We start from the raw sequence: 17,122 nt of genomic DNA, 5'->3' as shown, positions 1-17,122 counted from the left end.
ATCGCGGGCAAGCCTTGCTCCCACAAGAATCGGCGGCGGTCGCAGTACCCGACAACACCACAAATCCCATGTGGGAGCTGAGCTTGCTCGCGATGGCGGTGGGTCTGCTTGCATCATTGTTGAATGACAGCTAGCTCCCTCAGGGACTGGTCTTTTGATCAGGTTCCCAAGGTCAATCCATTGGCCGGCAACGGCAGCGCGGTCTTGTAGCGCACCTGCTTGAGGGCAAAGCTTGAGCGGATGTTCGCCACGCCCGGGACCTTGGTCAAAAAGTCCATCATGAACCGCTCCAGCGACTGGATGGTCGGCACCAGCACGCGGATCAGGTAATCCGGATCGCCGGCCATCAGGTAGCACTCCATCACCTCCGGCCGGTCGGAGATGGCCTCTTCGAAGTGCTGCAACGCCTCTTCCACCTGCTTCTCCAGGCTCACATGGATGAACACGTTGACGTGCAATCCCAGCAGGTCGGCGTCCAGCAGCGTGACCTGCTCGCGGATCACCCCCAGCTCCTCCATCGCCCGGACGCGGTTGAAGCACGGCGTCGGCGACAGGTTGACCGAACGGGCGAGATCCGCGTTGGTGATACGGGCGTTTTCCTGAAGGCTGTTCAGAATGCCGATGTCGGTGCGATCCAATTTACGCATGAGACAAATAATCCTGCTTTTTATCGTTGTGCAGATTTTTTATCTGCAAATGATCTGAACAGCAAGCTAACAGAGAAAAATATTCTTCTTCGTCGAGCCTATGATTGTTGTAGGACAATTTCCCGTACCCGGGGAAATTCGTCAGCTAGCGCGCCCACTACAAGAAATTCACAAGATCGAGCGTAGAAAGCCATGAACCCAGCGTACGAACCGCTACGCCTGCACGTCCCCGAACCCTCGGGCCGTCCCGGCTGCAAGACCGACTTTTCCTACCTGCATCTGTCCGATGCCGGCACGGTGCGCAAACCACCCATCGACGTCGAACCCGCCGACACCGCCGACTTGGCCCGCAGCCTGATCCGCGTGCTCGACGACCAGGGCAATGCCCTAGGCGACTGGGCCGCGGACATCCCCGTCGAGATCCTGCGCAAAGGCATGCGTGCCATGCTCAAGACGCGCATCTACGACAACCGCATGGTGGTCGCCCAGCGTCAGAAAAAGATGTCGTTCTACATGCAAAGCCTTGGCGAAGAAGCCATCGGCAGCGCCCAAGCCCTGGCGTTGAACATCGACGACATGTGCTTCCCCACCTACCGCCAACAAAGCATCCTGATGGCCCGCGAGGTGCCCCTGGTGGACCTGATCTGCCAACTGCTGTCCAACGAGCGCGATCCGCTCAAGGGCCGGCAATTGCCGATCATGTACTCGGTCAAGGACGCCGGTTTCTTCACCATTTCCGGCAACCTCGCTACGCAATTCATCCAGGGCGTGGGTTGGGGCATGGCCTCGGCGATCAAGGGCGACACCAAGATCGCCTCGGCCTGGATCGGTGACGGCGCCACCGCCGAATCGGACTTCCACACCGCTCTCACTTTCGCCCACGTCTACCGGGCGCCAGTGATCCTCAACGTGGTCAACAACCAGTGGGCAATCTCCACCTTCCAGGCCATTGCCGGTGGTGAAGCCACGACGTTCGCCGGACGCGGCGTCGGTTGCGGCATCGCCTCCCTGCGTGTCGATGGCAACGATTTCATGGCGGTCTACGCCGCCTCGCGGTGGGCCGCCGAACGCGCCCGCCGCAACCTCGGGCCGGCGCTGATCGAATGGGTCACCTACCGCGCCGGCCCGCACTCCACCTCGGACGACCCTTCGAAGTACCGCCCCGCCGATGACTGGAGCCACTTCCCGTTGGGCGATCCGATCGCGCGCCTCAAGCAGCACATGGTGAAAATCGGCCAGTGGTCCGAAGAGGAACATGCCGCGGTCAGCGCCGAACTCGAAGCCGAGGTGATCGCCGCGCAGAAGGAGGCCGAACAGTACGGCACCCTCGCCGGTGGGCAGATTCCAAGCGCCGCGACCATGTTCGAAGACGTCTACAAAGAGATGCCGGAGCACTTGAAGCGCCAGCGTCAGCAGTTGGGGATCTGACATGAACGATCACAACAACAATATTGCGTTGGACACCGCCATGACCACTACCACCATGACCATGATCCAGGCCCTGCGCTCGGCCATGGACGTGATGCTCGAGCGCGACGACAACGTCGTGGTGTTCGGCCAGGACGTGGGTTACTTCGGTGGCGTGTTCCGCTGCACCGAAGGCCTGCAGAACAAATACGGCACCTCGCGGGTGTTCGACGCGCCGATTTCCGAAAGCGGTATCGTCGGCGTGGCGGTGGGCATGGGTGCCTATGGCCTGCGCCCGGTGGCCGAGATCCAGTTCGCCGACTACGTCTACCCAGCGTCGGACCAGATCATTTCCGAGGCGGCGCGCCTGCGCTATCGCTCGGCCGGCGAGTTCACCGCGCCGATGACCCTGCGCATGCCCTGCGGCGGCGGCATTTATGGCGGCCAGACCCACAGCCAGAGCATCGAGGCGATGTTCACCCAGGTCTGCGGGCTGCGCACCGTGATGCCGTCCAACCCCTACGACGCCAAGGGCCTGCTGATCGCCTCCATCGAAAACGATGACCCGGTGATCTTCCTCGAACCCAAGCGCCTGTATAACGGCCCGTTCGACGGCCACCACGACCGCCCGGTAACGCCGTGGTCGAAACACCCTTCGGCGCAGGTGCCGGACGGTTATTACACCGTACCGCTGGACGTCGCCGCCATCACCCGTCCGGGCAAGGACGTGACGGTACTCACCTACGGCACCACGGTCTACGTCTCCCAAGTGGCGGCCGAAGAAACCGGCATCGACGCCGAAGTCATCGACCTGCGCAGCCTCTGGCCGCTGGACCTTGAGACCATCGTCAAATCCGTGAAGAAGACCGGCCGCTGCGTGGTCGTCCACGAAGCCACCCGCACCTGCGGTTTCGGCGCCGAGCTGGTGTCGTTGGTGCAAGAACATTGCTTCCACCACCTGGAAGCGCCCATCGAGCGTGTCACTGGTTGGGACACCCCCTACCCGCATGCGCAGGAGTGGGCGTATTTCCCAGGGCCGTCCCGTGTGGGCGCGGCGTTGAAACGGGTCATGGAGGTCTGAATGGGCACGCACGTTATCAAGATGCCGGACATTGGCGAAGGCATCGCCGAAGTTGAACTGTCGGTGTGGCACGTCAAGGTCGGCGACATGGTGGTCGAAGACCAGGTGTTGGCCGATGTCATGACCGACAAGGCGATGGTGGACATCCCTTCGCCGGTGCATGGCCGGGTCATCGCCCTGGGTGGCGAGCCCGGTGAAGTCATGGCGGTGGGCAGTGAACTGATCCGCATTGAAGTCGAAGGTGCGGGTAACTTGAAAGAATCGGCCCAACCGGCTCCTGCCGCCGCGGCTGCGCAGGCACCGAAGCCGGCGCCAGTGGCCACGCCTGAACCGGTGCTGGAAAAAATTGCCGTGCCCCGCCCGGCTGCGCAAGCCCCGGTGGCCCGCGATCCCGACGAGCGTCCATTGGCCTCGCCGGCCGTGCGCAAACACGCGCTGGACCTGGGCATTCAATTGCGCCTGGTCCAGGGCAGCGGCCCCGCCGGACGGGTCCTGCACGAAGACCTCGAAGCCTACCTGGCCCAGGGTTCGTCGACCCCGGCCAAGGGCGGTTCGGGTTATGCCGAGCGCCACGACGAGCAGCAGATCCCAGTGATCGGCATGCGCCGCAAGATCGCCCAGCGCATGCAGGAGGCAACCCAACGCGCCGCCCATTTCAGCTACGTCGAGGAAATCGACGTCACAGCCCTGGAAGAGCTGCGGGTTCACTTGAATGAAAAACACGGCGCCAGTCGCGGCAAGCTGACCCTGCTGCCGTTCCTGGTCCGTGCGTTGGTGGTGGCCCTGCGGGACTTCCCGCAGATGAACGCGCGCTACGACGACGAGGCCCAGGTCATCCACCGTTCGGGCGCCGTGCATGTTGGCGTCGCGACCCAGAGCGATGTGGGCCTGATGGTGCCAGTGGTGCGTCACGCCGAGGCCCGTACGCTGTGGGACAGCGCGACGGAAATTTCACGCCTGGCCACGGCGGCCCGCACGGGCAAGGCCAGTCGCGATGAGCTGTCCGGCTCGACCATCACCCTGACCAGCCTCGGTGCCCTCGGCGGCATCGTCAGCACGCCGGTGCTGAACCTGCCGGAAGTGGCGATTGTCGGCGTGAACAAAATCGTCGAGCGGCCCATGGTGATCAAAGGCCAGATCGTGATCCGCAAGATGATGAACCTCTCCAGTTCCTTCGATCACCGGGTGGTCGACGGCATGGACGCGGCGCAATTCATCCAGGTCCTGCGTGGTCTGCTCGAACAACCCGCCACCTTGTTTGTGGAGTAAGCCATGCAGACTTTGAACACCACGCTGCTGATCATCGGCGGCGGTCCTGGCGGTTACGTGGCGGCGATCCGCGCCGGCCAGTTGGGCATCCCGACCATCCTGGTGGAAGGCCAGGCGCTGGGCGGCACTTGCCTGAACATCGGTTGCATCCCGTCCAAGGCATTGATCCATGTGGCCGAACAGTTCCACCAGACCCGGCACCATAGCCAGGGCTCGGCCTTGGGCATCACCGTGGCGGCGCCAACGCTGGACATCAACAAGAGCGTGGAATGGAAGGACGGCATCGTCGATCGCCTGACCACCGGCGTCGCGGCATTGCTGAAAAAGCACAAGGTCCAGGTCATTCAGGGCTGGGCCAAGGTGATCGATGGCAAGACAGTCGAGGTCGGCGATACCCGCATCCAGTGCGAACACCTGCTGCTGGCCACCGGTTCGAAAAGCGTCAACCTGCCGATGTTACCCGTGGGCGGGCCGATCATTTCCTCCACCGAAGCCCTCGCCCCCACCTCGGTGCCCAAGCACCTGGTGGTGGTCGGCGGTGGTTACATCGGCCTGGAACTGGGCATTGCCTACCGCAAGCTCGGCGCCGAGGTCAGCGTGGTCGAGGCCCAGGAGCGGATCCTGCCGGCGTACGACGGTGAGCTGACACAACCGGTGCACGAGGCGCTCAAGCAGTTGGGCGTGAAGCTGTACCTCAAGCACAGCGTCGAAGGTTTCGATGCCCAGGCCAGTACCTTGCAAGTGCGTGATCCCAATGGCGAGACGCTGAACCTGGACACCGACCGGGTGCTGGTGGCCGTTGGTCGTAAACCCAACACCCAGGGCTGGAACCTTGAAGCGCTGGACCTGGCGATGAACGGTTCGGCGGTGAACATCGACAGCCGTTGTCAGACCAGCATGCGCAATGTCTGGGCCATTGGCGACCTGAGCGGTGAACCGATGCTCGCCCACCGGGCCATGGCCCAGGGCGAAATGGTCGCCGAGTTGATCGCTGGCCAGCACCGGGAATTCAACCCGACCGCCATCGCCGCGGTGTGCTTCACCGATCCGGAACTGGTGGTGGTCGGCAAGACGCCGGACGAAGCCAAGGCGGCCGGGCTGGACTGCATTGTGTCGAGCTTCCCGTTCGCCGCCAACGGTCGGGCCATGACCCTGGAATCGAAAAGCGGTTTCGTGCGGGTCGTGGCGCGCCGGGATAATCATTTGATCGTCGGCTGGCAAGCGGTTGGCGTCGGCGTGTCGGAGCTGTCCACCGCATTTGGCCAGTCCCTGGAAATGGGCGCGCGCCTGGAGGACATCGCCGGCACCATCCACGCCCATCCGACGCTGGGCGAGGCCGTGCAGGAAGCGGCGTTGCGGGCGTTGGGGCATGCGTTGCATCTGTGACAGTTGTGGGTGAATAACTTGTGGGAGCAAGGCTTGCCCGCGATACAGGCGATGCGGTCCTTCAGAAACCGAGTCGCCTGTATCGCGGGCAAGCCTTGCTCCCACAATCCCTCACAACGACCGCAGGGCTGTTTTCAGCTGCAGGATTCATGTTACAGGCTGCGAAACAACCCCGGAATGAAGTATTGTTGTCCCCATCCAAAAAACGTCAGAAGCCTTGAACCGTTTCGACGGTTGTTAAGAAATAGAGGGTGTCATGGGTAACGAGAGCATCAATTGGGACAAACTGGGCTTTGACTACATCAAGACCGACAAGCGCTACCTGTCGCACTGGCGCGATGGCGCCTGGGACGCGGGCACCCTGACCGACGACAACGTGCTGCACATCAGCGAGGGCTCCACCGCCCTGCACTACGGTCAGCAGTGCTTCGAAGGCCTGAAGGCCTATCGCTGCAAGGACGGTTCGATCAACCTGTTTCGCCCGGACCAGAACGCCGCCCGCATGCAGAACAGCTGTGCCCGTCTGCTGATGCCGCACGTCGACACCGAGCAGTTCGTCGAAGCCTGCAAGCAAGTAGTCCGCGCCAACGAGCGCTTCATCCCGCCTTACGGTACTGGCGGCGCGCTGTACCTGCGTCCGTTCGTGATCGGCGTGGGTGACAACATCGGCGTGCGCACCGCACCCGAGTTCATCTTCTCGATTTTCTGCATCCCGGTCGGCGCCTACTTCAAGGGCGGCCTGACCCCGCACAACTTCCTGATCTCCAGCTTCGACCGCGCCGCCCCACAAGGCACCGGCGCGGCCAAGGTCGGTGGCAACTACGCCGCCAGCCTGATGCCCGGCTCCCAGGCCAAGAAGGCCAGCTTCGCCGACTGCATCTACCTGGACCCGATGACCCATTCGAAAATCGAGGAAGTTGGCTCGGCCAACTTCTTCGGCATCACCCACGACAACAAATTCGTTACCCCAAAATCCCCTTCGGTCCTGCCGGGCATCACTCGCCTGTCGCTGATCGAACTGGCCAAATCGCGCCTGGGCCTGGAAGTGATCGAAGGCGACGTGCTCATCGACAAGCTCTCGGATTTCAAGGAAGCCGGCGCTTGCGGTACCGCTGCGGTGATCACCCCGATTGGCGGCATCAGCTACAAGGACAAGCTGCACGTGTTCCATAGCGAAACCGAAGTCGGCCCGATCACCCAGAAGCTCTACAAAGAGCTGACCGGCGTGCAGACCGGCGACGTGGAAGCGCCGGCGGGTTGGATCGTCAAGGTCTGATCCAAGCCCTTCCAGGCACCTGAAGGCTTTTTTGTGGCGAGGGGATTTATCCCCGCTCGAGTGCGAAGCGCTCGCTTGGTTTTTGTGGCTCACCCAAGTACTAGGGGTTGCTTCGCAACCCAGCGGGGATAAATCCCCTCGCCACAGAGATTGCGCGGCCTCAAAAAAAAACCACTCCTGCTTCAGCAGGGGTGGCTTTTTTACATTTCGCTCAGTTACTCCCGCCGCAACACCAGCCATCGCCCCCAACGCTGGCGAAACCATCCGTAACCGCTGACCAGCAGAATCCCACTCAATACCAAAGCCGCGCCAACGATGAAGTTCGGCTCCAGTGGCTCATCCAACAACCAGACACCAAAACCGATGCCGAAAAGCGGCGTCATGAACGACAGTACCCCCAATTGCGACGCGAGGTAGCGGCGCAGCAGGGAAAACCAGATCAGGAAACTGGCGAAGGACACCAGCAACACCTGGAATGCCAGGCTGGCGATGAGTTGCGGCGTGGGGGTGATCGTCGTTTGCCCCAGAGCCACCGACATTCCGATCAGCAGTACCCCGGCGCCAACCAGTTGGTAAAGCAGCGTCTGGCTGGCCGGCAGATTCGTCAACCGCGAACAGCGTACCGTCACCGTGGTTGCACCCCACAGCGCGCCGGCCAGCAAGCCCATGCCATCACCGAGCAACGAGCTGCCGTTCGCCGCCCCCGAGCCTCCGCTGAAGGCCACCACGATCCCGCCGAATGCAACCGCGATGCCCAACCACTGCGCCGGTTTGAGGCGTTCGCTCGGCAATCTCCAATGCAAGCCGAGGGCGGCGAACATCGGCGCGGTGTAGAGGAAAATCACCATGTGCGAAGCCGTCGTATGCCGCAGGCCTTCACCCACCATCACGAACTCCAAGGCAAACAACAACCCTACCAACAGGCCCGGGCGCCAACTGCCATCGGCCAGGGACAGGCGTTCACCGCGCGCCAGCACCAACAGCCAGACCAGCACCGCGGCGATGGCTGAGCGCACGCCCAGTTGCAGCATCGGCGCCATGTCGACGGCGCTGGCCTTGATCGCGACTTGCTGGAAACCCCAGATGGCACAGAGGCCGGTCATCAGGGCGCAGACCTGGCCATCCAGGGCGCGGCGGGTGGTCATGGGAAAGGTCCTTGGGCAGAAAGAGATGAAAGGATTGTCTGCCTGACACCTTTGCTGGATATAGTGATTACCCGACAAGCCATCCCGGTAATCCGCCATTGCGGTCGATATGCAGCCTCCAGCCCAACATCTGAAGATTCCTCCGTTCGACGCAGCCCTGCCCTCGCCGATCTACTTTCGCAGCGCCTGCATGCCGGCCCATGCGACTTACCCCCGGCACCGGCATGCCTGGGGTGAGTTCGTCTACTCCTACAGCGGGGTGATGGAAATCGAGATCGCCCAACATCATTACCTGGCGCCACCGCAGTACGGCATCTGGCTGCCACCGGACATGGAACACGTTGGATTCAATCGGCATGAGGCCTGCCATTGCTCGCTGTACCTGGCCGCCGAACTGTGCGACGCACTGCCTGCCGTGCCCTGTGCGCTGACCTTGAGCCCGCTGATTCGCGCGTTGCTGGAAGAACTGCGCAGCGACCCGCCAAGCCAGCCACAGACGCCCGAGCAGCAGCGCTTGTTGCAGGTGCTGGTGGACAAGCTGGCGCGGGCGCCCCATGCCGGCAGCTATTTACCGTCCTCCGATGATCCACTGCTGGGCCCGGTACTGCGGGCCTTGGAGGCGAACCCCAGCGACCCGCGTTCCTTGCCGCAACTGGCCCGCGCCGCCAACACCACCGAACGCACGCTGATGCGCCGGGCCCAACGGGACCTGGGCATGTCCCTGGTGGAATGGCGCCAGCGCCTGAAAGTCATCGAGGCCCTGGCCCTGCTCGAACGTGGCCAGAGCGTGGAAACCATCGGCCTGGACCTGGGCTACAGCAGCGCCTCGGCGTTTATCAGCATGTTTCGCAAAATGATGGGTACCACGCCGGATGAGTATCGGCGCAGGCATATGGCTGGATGATGTGGGTGGTGCTCGCGATAGCGGTGGGTCAGTTTTCTAAGGCTTGAATGTTCCACCGTCATCGCGAGCAAGCTCGCTCCCACAGAGGGCTTGGGCGTTCATGGGTTTTGTGTTCAGCGCAGGCCCATTGTGGGAGCGAGCCTGCTCGCGATAGCGCCAGTGGGTTTGACGTCGATCTCGGCACTGACCCCAAACCGCCCCGCCATCGCCTTGCGGCCACTGGCCGTCAGCCCCAGCGCCCGGCTATCCAAATCCTGGATCACCCATTTGCGCTTGATCGCCACTTGCAGCAACGCCGCGCCCAAGGCTCCGCCCAGGTGGGGGCGGCGCATGCTCCAATCCAGGCAAGGACAGGCGAATCGGCGGCGTTGCGTGGCGAGGTGCTGGACATCGACGCCCAATCCCTCGAACACCGCCTCACCGGATTCACTCAGCCGATAGCCCTCGCCCTCCATGTCCACCAGCCACTCGGCCTCGAACATGCGGTCATGCAGGCGCACCGCCAAGGTGCCGGCCATGTGGTCGTAGCAGGTGCGGGCAAATTGCAGGCGATCCGGTGTGCGCGGCGTGAACGTCGGCGTGGCGCTCTGGCCGATCACCATCAGCGCCTCAAGCGCCTGGGCCACGCGCGGGTCCGCCAGGCTGTAATAACGATGACGCCCCTGGACATGCAGGCGCACCAAGGCCATTTGCTTGAGTTTCGCCAGATGGGCGCTGGCGGTCGAGGCGCTGACCTCGGCGATGCTCGCCAATTCAGTACTGGTGCGGGCGTGGCCGTCCATCAGCGCACACAGCATCCGGGTGCGGGCCGGCTCGGCGATGGCTGCGGCCACGTGGGACACGCCCAGATCATGCTGTTCTACGTTCATATTTCGCTCCCCGACGAATCAAGCCATGCATCGACTGGAGATAGTAGCAACACTTTCGCCCTCACGAACAAGGCCGCGCTTCATGGACCCGATCACCGCCGCGACACATCCCGACCCTTACCCTTTCTACGCCGCCCTGCGCGCTGCCGGCGGACTGGCCTTCGACCCTGTGTTGAACCTGTGGGTCGCCAGCAGCGCCGAGGCCGTGTGCGCGGTATTGCATCACACCGACTGCCTGGTGCGCCCGGTCCACGAGCCCGTGCCCAAGGCCATTGCCGAGGGCCCGGCCGGCCACGTGTTCGGGCACTTGATGCGCATGAACGAAGGTGAACGGCAGCGTTGCCCGAGGGCGGCGATTGCGCCGGCGTTGCAAGACACCACCCCCCGGCAGATCGAAGCATTGGTCAGGGCCCGTCGCCTCCAGGACGGCGCCGAAGGCCTGCACCAGGCTCAATTCATCGGGCCGGCCAGCGTGGTCGCGGCATTGCTCGGTTTCAGCCCGACGGGCAGCCGCCTGATCAGCGCATTGACCGGGGATTTCGTCGCCTGCCTGTCGCCCCTGAGCCAGGCGCCGCAACTGGATGCCGCGCACCGGGCCAGCGAGCAACTGACCAGGTTGTTCCAGGAGCGGATCGAGGCGCAGGACAATCCTTTATTGATGCGCATGGGGCAAGGCTTCGAAGCCGCGGACAGCAAAATCGCCAACCTGATCGGCCTGCTCTCGCAAACCTATGAAGCCACCGCTGGCCTGATCGGCAACGCGCTGCTGGCGCTGATCGGCGATCCGGCGTTACGTCAGGTACTGCGGGACGACCCGGCACAGGTCGGCCCGTTACTGGCCGAAGTCCAGCGTTTCGACGCGCCCGTGCAAAACACCCGCCGCTTCGTCGCCGCCCCTTGCGAACTCCTCGGCAGCGCATTGAACCCTGGAGAAACGATCCTGGTGCTACTGGCCTCAGCCAACCGCGACCCGCAGCTCAACACACAGCCGGACGTCCTGCTGCTCGACCGCCCAAACCGCCGCAGTTTCAGCTTCGGCAGCGGACGCCATGAATGTCCAGGCCAAACCCTGGCCATGGGCATCGCCCGCGCCACCCTGGCGATGATCCTTGAGGGCGAACCACCACTGGAGCGGTTGACCTGGCGCTACCGCCCTTCGGTCAACGCACGCATCCCGCTGTTCAGTGAGCGGTCATGACCCGCTCCAGCCCCCTCAATCGTCCTGGGTCAGGACTTCCAACAACTCGATTTCAAAGATGAGGTTGGCGTTGGGCTTGATATGGGCGCCCATGGACCGCTCACCGTAGGCCAGGTGGGCCGGCACCCACAACTTGCGCTTGCCACCAACTTGCATGCCCATCAGGCCCAGGTCCCAGCCCTTGATGACGCGACCGGTGCCAATCACGCATTGGAAGGGTTTGCCACGACTGTAGGACGAATCGAATTCGGTGCCGTCTTCGAGCGTGCCGCGGTATTGAGTGGTGATCAGCGCACCTTTGACTACGCTTTTGCCGTCGCCCTGTTGCAGGTCGATGATTTGCAGTTCTTCATTCATGGCATATCCCTCGTGTGATCCTGGCGCGGGGTTTTCGCAGAAATCAGCACGCATGGCAAACGTTGTCTGCCCCGCATCAGGGAACCGCGACGGCCTCTTCGGTTCACATGGGTATCGGCCCTGCATTTCAGATAAGGATTTTCTGATGATCGACTCTCGTCCACACCACAGTTTCATTCCTCCGTACATCCTCAATCGCATCATCGCCCACGGCTCCGAACAGCAACGCTCCAGCGCCCTCGGCACCTTGACCCACGTGCGCAGCCTGCGACACAACCCTGGCCCGCCCAGCGCCCCGCCCGCCGCGGCGGCGCTGCCCAAGCCCGGCAAGGCCGGACATCCGCAACGCAGCGTGCATGACGCCCAGAACAGCATGGAACTGCCCGGCCAGCCGGTGCGTCTGGAAGGCCAGCGGGCCAGTGGCGACCCGGCCGTGGACGAGGCCTACGATGCCCTCGGCGCCACCTATGATTTTTTCTGGAAGGTCCTGGGGCGTGACTCCATCGACAACAAAGGCTTCGCCCTGGTGGGCAGCGTGCATTACGGCCAGGGCTATGAAAACGCCTTCTGGAACGGCGCGCAGATGGTGTTCGGCGACGGCGATGGCGAAATTTTCCAGCGTTTCACCCGCTCCCTCGACGTGGTTGCCCACGAACTGGCCCATGGTGTCACTGAAAGCGAAGCCGGGTTGGTCTACGCCAACCAGTCCGGTGCGTTGAACGAATCCATCTCCGATGTGTTCGGTGTGCTGGTCAAGCAGTTCGTGCTCGAACAGACCGCCGACCAGGCCGACTGGCTGATCGGCGCCGACCTGCTCACCGACAAGATCAACGGCGACGGCCTGCGCAGCATGTCCAACCCCGGCAGCGCCTACGATGACCCGCTGCTGGGCAAGGACCCGCAACCGGCGCACATGCGCGAATTCGTGATTACCCGGGAAGACAACGGCGGCGTGCACATCAACTCCGGCATCCCCAACCGGGCCTTTTATCTGGTGGCGACCACACTCGGCGGATTTGCCTGGGAAAAAGCCGGCCGGATCTGGTATGAAACCTTGTGCGACCGAAGACTGGCCAACGACGCGTCCTTCAGCGCCTTCGCCCGCCTGACCGTCGAGCACGCCCGCCAGCGCTTCGGCACGCGGGAAGTGCAGGCGGTACAGAACGGCTGGGCCCAGGTCGGCGTCGACCTGACACAGGAGAGCTGATGAAAACCCTTCCAGACCTCGACGACAAGGCCGTGGTACGGCTGTCGCGCCAGGGCGGCGTGGCCGCCATCCATGCACTGACCCGGCCACGGGAAATCGAGTTCGCCCAGTGCGACCTCGACCAGCGCACCCGCATCTGTTCGGTCTTGGAGGGCTGCCTGCCGCTGACCTCCTCCACGCCCGGGCGCGGCGACCAGCGGTTTTTCCAGATCGAGGTGCGTTATCGCGCCAACGACCAGGACGACGAGATGGTGCTGCAGGTGCCCGAGGACCAGGCACCCGGCGAGTTGGTTCACCTGTGGGACAAAGGCGAAGTGCTCTGAACTAACGCGTGGCCGGCACGATCTTGACGATCGCGCCGGACACGGTTTCGATCAGCAGGTACTTGTCGTCGATATGCACCCATTGCTGCTCGTTTGTCGGCTGTTCGAGCTTCTTCTGTTTCCAGTCTTTCATGGCCCGGTCCGCACGCTGGTAGTCCGCTGGTACCCGGTCGTTCTCCACCAGCCTGCGGCCATTGCTCGGCGAATGCTCCAGGGCGTCTCCGGTTTTCTCGACCGCTTGCGCAACAGGCCCGAGGGCTCCGAGGCCGGCAATCAGGACCAGGCTGGCGATCAGGGTGGGTTTGCGCATAGAAAAAACTCCAGTTATTCGAGGGACTGAAACTGGGACTTCGCGGGCGGCAAATCATTCCTTAATTCCTGGAAACTCTCCTCTGCTTGTTCCTGGTGGCCCCTGTAGGAGCTGTCGAGCGGGAGCAAGCTCCCTCGCCACGGGTCGTGCATGGCATAGTGACAAGCCTGGACTACAACACTCGCCGGACGGCCCCACCATGAGCACCACCACTTCTTCCCCTGCCCTCAAGGAAATCTTCAACAACGCCCGCCTGGAGCACATCGCCGGCGAAATGCGTGCGGTGTACCCGGCATTCGACGCCAAGGCGTTCTTGCACATGGCCAACGACGGCCTGGCCGAGTTGTCGGTGATGCAGCGCATGGCCCGGGTCAGTGAGTGCCTGCACGCGGTGCTGCCCTTCGATTATGAAGCGTCGCTGGAGGTGCTGCGTGCCCTGGCCCCGCGTCTGAACAGCATGTTTGTCAGCATGTTCCTGCCGCACTACGTGGCGTCTTACGGTCGACATCACTTCGACATGTCGTTGGACGCGCTCCAGTATTTCACCCGGTTCGGCTCGTCGGAGTTCGCCGTGCGGCACTTCCTGCGCGACGACCTGGAGCGCACCCTCAAGGTCATGCACAGCTGGGCCCTGGACGCCAACGAGCACGTGCGCCGCCTGGCCAGCGAAGGCAGTCGACCGCGCCTGCCGTGGTCGTTTCACCTGGAGCCGATCCAGGCCAACCCCGACCTGGCCGCCGCGATCCTCGACACGCTCAAGGCCGACGACAGCCTTTATGTACGCAAATCCGTGGCCAACCACCTCAACGACGTCACCAAACAGCATCCCGATTGGGTACTGGACCAGATCGAAGGCTGGCCACTGCAAGACCGCCACACCGCATGGATTGCCCGGCATGCGCTGCGTAGCCTGATCAAACAAGGCAACCCCAGGGCACTGGGGGTCATCGGCGCCGGTGGCAAGGCGCAGGTCCAGGTGCTGGATTTGCAGGTGACGCCGGCGGTGATTCGCTTGGGGGAACAGGTCACGCTGTCCTTCACGGTGCAATCAACCCTCGAGCAGAGCCAGCGCCTGGTGATCGACTACGCCATCGACTACGTGAAAGCCTCGGGCGGCACCTCGGCCAAGGTCTTCAAGCTCAAGACCTTCGACCTGCCCGCCCTGGGTTGCGTCAACCTCAGTCGGTCCCAATACATTCGCGAGCTGACCACGCGCAAACACTACGCGGGCCGGCACGCCGTGCACCTGTTGGTCAACGGCGAGCGGCTGGGGAGCACGGCGTTCGATATCGTCTCCTGAGGGTGTATCAGGCCATCGCCACGGTTTTCGCCTGGCGAATCTCCTGCAGGAAGCGCTCGGCCGGCAGCGGATGCCCCAGCAGGTAACCCTGCAACGAATCGCAGCCCAACTGAGTCAGGAAGTCCTGTTGCACATCGGTCTCCACGCCTTCGGCGACGATCCGCAGACCCAGGGCCTGGCCGAGGGCGACGATGGCCGAGACGATCGCCGCATCATCGCTGTCGTGCTCCAGGTCGCGCACGAAACCGCGATCGATCTTCAGCTCGTTGGCCGGCAGGCGCTTGAGGTACATCAGGCTCGAATAGCCGGTGCCAAAGTCATCGATGGACAGGTCCACGCCCATGTCCGAGAGCTGCTGCAGCACTGTCATGCTCGCGTCCGCATCGCTCATGGCGGTGGTCTCGGTGATTTCCAGGGTCAGGCTGTTGGCCGGCAGCTTATGCGTCTCCAACGCCTTGGCCACGCTCTGCACCAAGCCGGCGTGGCAGAACTGCAAGGCCGAGAGGTTCACCGCGATGCGCCAGTCGGTATAACCGAGCACGTACCATTCGCGCATCTGCCGACAGGCTTCGTTCAATACCCATTCGCCGATGGGGATGATCAACCCGGTCTTTTCTGCCAGGTCGATGTACGTGTCGGGCATCAACAAGCCCTGGGTCGGGTGGGTCCAGCGCAACAAGGCCTCGGCCCCGACCGGACGACCATTGGCCGCGTCGAACTTGGGCTGGTAATGCAGGCTGAACTGGCGCTGTTCGACGGCCAAGCGCAAGTCTTGCAGCAGCTGTAATTGCTTGCGGGCGTTGCTGTTCATCGAGGCGTCAAAAAAACTGTAGCCGTTTTTGCCGGCGCCCTTGGCGTGGTACATCGCCGCGTCGGCGTTCATCAGCAGCTCTTCGGCGCTCTGGCCGTTGCCGGGGTAAAGGGCGATGCCAACGCTGGCGGATATCTGCAAGTCATGCTCCGTCACCCGGAACGTGCGCCCGATCAAGCCGACCTGGCGTGCCGCCAGTCGCAGGGCATCGTCGGGCTCGGCCAGTTGCACCAGCAGCACGAACTCATCACCGCCGATCCGTGCCAGGGTGTCCTGGCTGCGCAGGTCTTCGCGCAGGCGCAGGGCCACGTCCCGCAGCAACAAATCGCCCATGTGGTGACCAAAGGCATCATTGACCGGCTTGAAACCATCGAGGTCGATAAACATCAAGGCGAAGCAGCCGCCCTGCTCTTGCACCCGATGCATGGCCTGGTCGATCCGGTCGGCCAGCAGCACACGATTGGGCAGTCCGGTGAGGGGATCGTGCAGGGCCAACTGGGTCAATTCCCGGTTGGCCCGGGTCAGGGACTGGGCCAGCTCGGCGGTGCGGGCTTCCAGGCGCGCATCGAGAATCGAGGTGAGCAAGGCAATGGCCAGCACCGCCAGGGTGGTGATCAACACCAGATTATCCAGGCCCTTGCCGCTCAAGCCGTCCAGCGAGCCACAAAAACTGCCTTCGCTGAACCGCGCCCCGGCCATGCCGGTGTAATGCATGCCGACGATGGCGATGCCCATGACCACCGCGGCGCCCGCGCGAGCCAGACGCACATGAGGGGTGTTCTGGCGCAGGCGAAAGGCAATCCACAGCGCCGCCGCAGACGCGCCGACGGCAATCACCAAGGAAGCCCCGAAGAACGTCGGGTCGTAATCGATGCCCGGCTGCATCCGCAGCGCGGCCATGCCGGTGTAATGCATGGCGCTGATCCCGGCGCCCATGATCAGCGCACCAAAGGCCAGTTGCCACGCCGGCAATCGCGGCTGGCTGACCAGCCACAGGGCGAAACCGCTGGAAAGAATGGCAGTCAGCAGTGACAGCGCGGTGATCGGTACATCGTAGCCAAGCTCTATCGGCAAGGTGAACGCCAGCATGCCGATGAAGTGCATGGACCAGATGCCCACCCCCATCGCCAGCGCGCCCCCGGTCATCCAGAAATGCGCGGCACGCCCCTGGGCGGTCGCGATACGCCCGGCCAGGTCCAGCGCGGTGTAGGAAGCCAGTACTGCAACAAACAAGGAAATCGAAACAAGGGCGGGGGAGTAACTGCCGATGAGCATGGTTTTTTCTCGTAACTGGAGAACCGGACTGCTTCCATGCCCGGTGGAGGCCGGCGATTGTACTGAATCCTGACAGGGACGCACGAACCAAATATCAAAAAGCCATCAAACCTGGAATATTTTCGACGAAAGACACTACGCCTAGCAGGGTGAATATTTTTTGTGGAGAGCATCAATCATCTGTTCACCGCAGATCCATTGTGGGAGCGAGCTTGCTCGCGAAAGCGGTGGGTCAGCTTGCTTCAGTGTCGAATATGCCGCCGTCATCGCGAGCAAGCTCGCTCCCACACTGGATCTCCTGTGAATATAAAACTTGTACCCGACCCAAATCCCCTGTGGGAGCGAGCTTGCTCGCGA

Annotated in this window: 16 protein-coding genes; 10 read left to right on the top strand and 6 right to left on the bottom strand. The window is 62.9% G+C overall.

Going from position 1 to position 17,122, the window contains the following annotated elements:
* Window positions 1-158: 158 nt before the first annotated feature.
* Window positions 159-647: a Bkd operon transcriptional regulator BkdR gene (gene bkdR / locus AC3A5O_RS08510; protein ID WP_003202929.1), complete on the bottom strand. Its 489-nt coding sequence runs from the start codon at window positions 645-647 to the stop codon at window positions 159-161.
* A gap of 192 nt (window positions 648-839) precedes the next feature.
* On the opposite strand from bkdR, the gene AC3A5O_RS08505 reads away from it, so the two are divergent.
* The 5 genes from AC3A5O_RS08505 to AC3A5O_RS08485 all read left to right on the top strand — a co-directional run bounded on the left by AC3A5O_RS08505 (window position 840) and on the right by AC3A5O_RS08485 (window position 7,066).
* Window positions 840-2,075 (top strand): 3-methyl-2-oxobutanoate dehydrogenase (2-methylpropanoyl-transferring) subunit alpha, encoded by a 1,236-nt coding sequence (locus tag AC3A5O_RS08505; protein ID WP_060741704.1) that lies wholly within the window; start codon window positions 840-842, stop codon window positions 2,073-2,075.
* Window position 2,076: 1 nt separating this feature from the next.
* Window positions 2,077-3,135 (top strand): alpha-ketoacid dehydrogenase subunit beta, encoded by a 1,059-nt coding sequence (locus AC3A5O_RS08500; protein WP_018605866.1) that lies wholly within the window; start codon window positions 2,077-2,079, stop codon window positions 3,133-3,135.
* On the top strand, window positions 3,136-4,404 hold the full coding sequence (locus AC3A5O_RS08495; RefSeq protein ID WP_487753096.1) for a dihydrolipoamide acetyltransferase family protein: 1,269 nt from the start codon (window positions 3,136-3,138) through the stop codon (window positions 4,402-4,404).
* A gap of 3 nt (window positions 4,405-4,407) precedes the next feature.
* Window positions 4,408-5,790 (top strand): dihydrolipoyl dehydrogenase, encoded by a 1,383-nt coding sequence (lpdA, locus tag AC3A5O_RS08490; protein WP_487753095.1) that lies wholly within the window; start codon window positions 4,408-4,410, stop codon window positions 5,788-5,790.
* A 256-nt stretch (window positions 5,791-6,046) separates the two neighbouring features.
* Window positions 6,047-7,066, top strand: a complete 1,020-nt coding sequence (locus AC3A5O_RS08485; protein WP_122566297.1) for a branched-chain amino acid aminotransferase — start codon at window positions 6,047-6,049, stop codon at window positions 7,064-7,066.
* A gap of 215 nt (window positions 7,067-7,281) precedes the next feature.
* Here AC3A5O_RS08485 and AC3A5O_RS08480 read toward each other — a convergent pair whose 3' ends face one another.
* The gene (locus tag AC3A5O_RS08480) at window positions 7,282-8,211 is read right to left on the bottom strand and encodes a DMT family transporter (RefSeq protein ID WP_122566296.1); all 930 of its coding nucleotides are present in this window, start codon (window positions 8,209-8,211) and stop codon (window positions 7,282-7,284) included.
* A gap of 109 nt (window positions 8,212-8,320) precedes the next feature.
* Between AC3A5O_RS08480 and AC3A5O_RS08475 the strand changes: the two genes are divergently transcribed.
* Entirely contained in the window at window positions 8,321-9,115 is a 795-nt protein-coding gene (locus AC3A5O_RS08475; RefSeq protein ID WP_122566295.1) for an AraC family transcriptional regulator, read from the top strand.
* A gap of 113 nt (window positions 9,116-9,228) precedes the next feature.
* Here the strand turns inward: AC3A5O_RS08475 and AC3A5O_RS08470 are convergent, their stop codons facing one another.
* On the bottom strand, window positions 9,229-9,984 hold the full coding sequence (locus AC3A5O_RS08470) for an ArsR/SmtB family transcription factor (RefSeq protein ID WP_487753094.1): 756 nt from the start codon (window positions 9,982-9,984) through the stop codon (window positions 9,229-9,231).
* A gap of 82 nt (window positions 9,985-10,066) precedes the next feature.
* On the opposite strand from AC3A5O_RS08470, the gene AC3A5O_RS08465 reads away from it, so the two are divergent.
* Window positions 10,067-11,182, top strand: a complete 1,116-nt coding sequence (locus AC3A5O_RS08465) for a cytochrome P450 (protein WP_305467515.1) — start codon at window positions 10,067-10,069, stop codon at window positions 11,180-11,182.
* A gap of 15 nt (window positions 11,183-11,197) precedes the next feature.
* On the opposite strand, the gene AC3A5O_RS08460 is transcribed toward AC3A5O_RS08465, so the two are convergent.
* Window positions 11,198-11,539, bottom strand: coding sequence for an FKBP-type peptidyl-prolyl cis-trans isomerase (locus AC3A5O_RS08460; RefSeq protein ID WP_305467517.1), 342 nt, complete (start codon window positions 11,537-11,539; stop codon window positions 11,198-11,200).
* 145 nt (window positions 11,540-11,684) lie between these two features.
* On the opposite strand from AC3A5O_RS08460, the gene AC3A5O_RS08455 reads away from it, so the two are divergent.
* Window positions 11,685-12,746, top strand: coding sequence for a M4 family metallopeptidase (locus AC3A5O_RS08455; RefSeq protein ID WP_305467519.1), 1,062 nt, complete (start codon window positions 11,685-11,687; stop codon window positions 12,744-12,746).
* The gene (locus tag AC3A5O_RS08450) at window positions 12,746-13,069 is read left to right on the top strand and encodes a protealysin inhibitor emfourin (RefSeq protein WP_063320640.1); all 324 of its coding nucleotides are present in this window, start codon (window positions 12,746-12,748) and stop codon (window positions 13,067-13,069) included. The genes AC3A5O_RS08455 and AC3A5O_RS08450 overlap by 1 nt, the downstream gene beginning before the upstream one ends.
* A 1-nt stretch (window position 13,070) precedes the next feature.
* On the opposite strand, the gene AC3A5O_RS08445 is transcribed toward AC3A5O_RS08450, so the two are convergent.
* Window positions 13,071-13,379: an RcnB family protein gene (locus AC3A5O_RS08445; RefSeq protein ID WP_122566291.1), complete on the bottom strand. Its 309-nt coding sequence runs from the start codon at window positions 13,377-13,379 to the stop codon at window positions 13,071-13,073.
* A 199-nt stretch (window positions 13,380-13,578) separates the two neighbouring features.
* On the opposite strand from AC3A5O_RS08445, the gene AC3A5O_RS08440 reads away from it, so the two are divergent.
* Window positions 13,579-14,679 (top strand): DNA alkylation repair protein, encoded by a 1,101-nt coding sequence (locus AC3A5O_RS08440; protein ID WP_305467520.1) that lies wholly within the window; start codon window positions 13,579-13,581, stop codon window positions 14,677-14,679.
* 7 nt (window positions 14,680-14,686) lie between these two features.
* Here AC3A5O_RS08440 and AC3A5O_RS08435 read toward each other — a convergent pair whose 3' ends face one another.
* The gene (locus AC3A5O_RS08435) at window positions 14,687-16,765 is read right to left on the bottom strand and encodes a putative bifunctional diguanylate cyclase/phosphodiesterase (protein WP_122566289.1); all 2,079 of its coding nucleotides are present in this window, start codon (window positions 16,763-16,765) and stop codon (window positions 14,687-14,689) included.
* Window positions 16,766-17,122 lie beyond the last annotated feature (357 nt).

The organism is Pseudomonas sp. Soil_N_39 (assembly GCF_057655955.1).
Note: the sequence above shows the minus strand (reverse complement) of the source record. Positions and strands in the feature narration are given on the sequence as shown.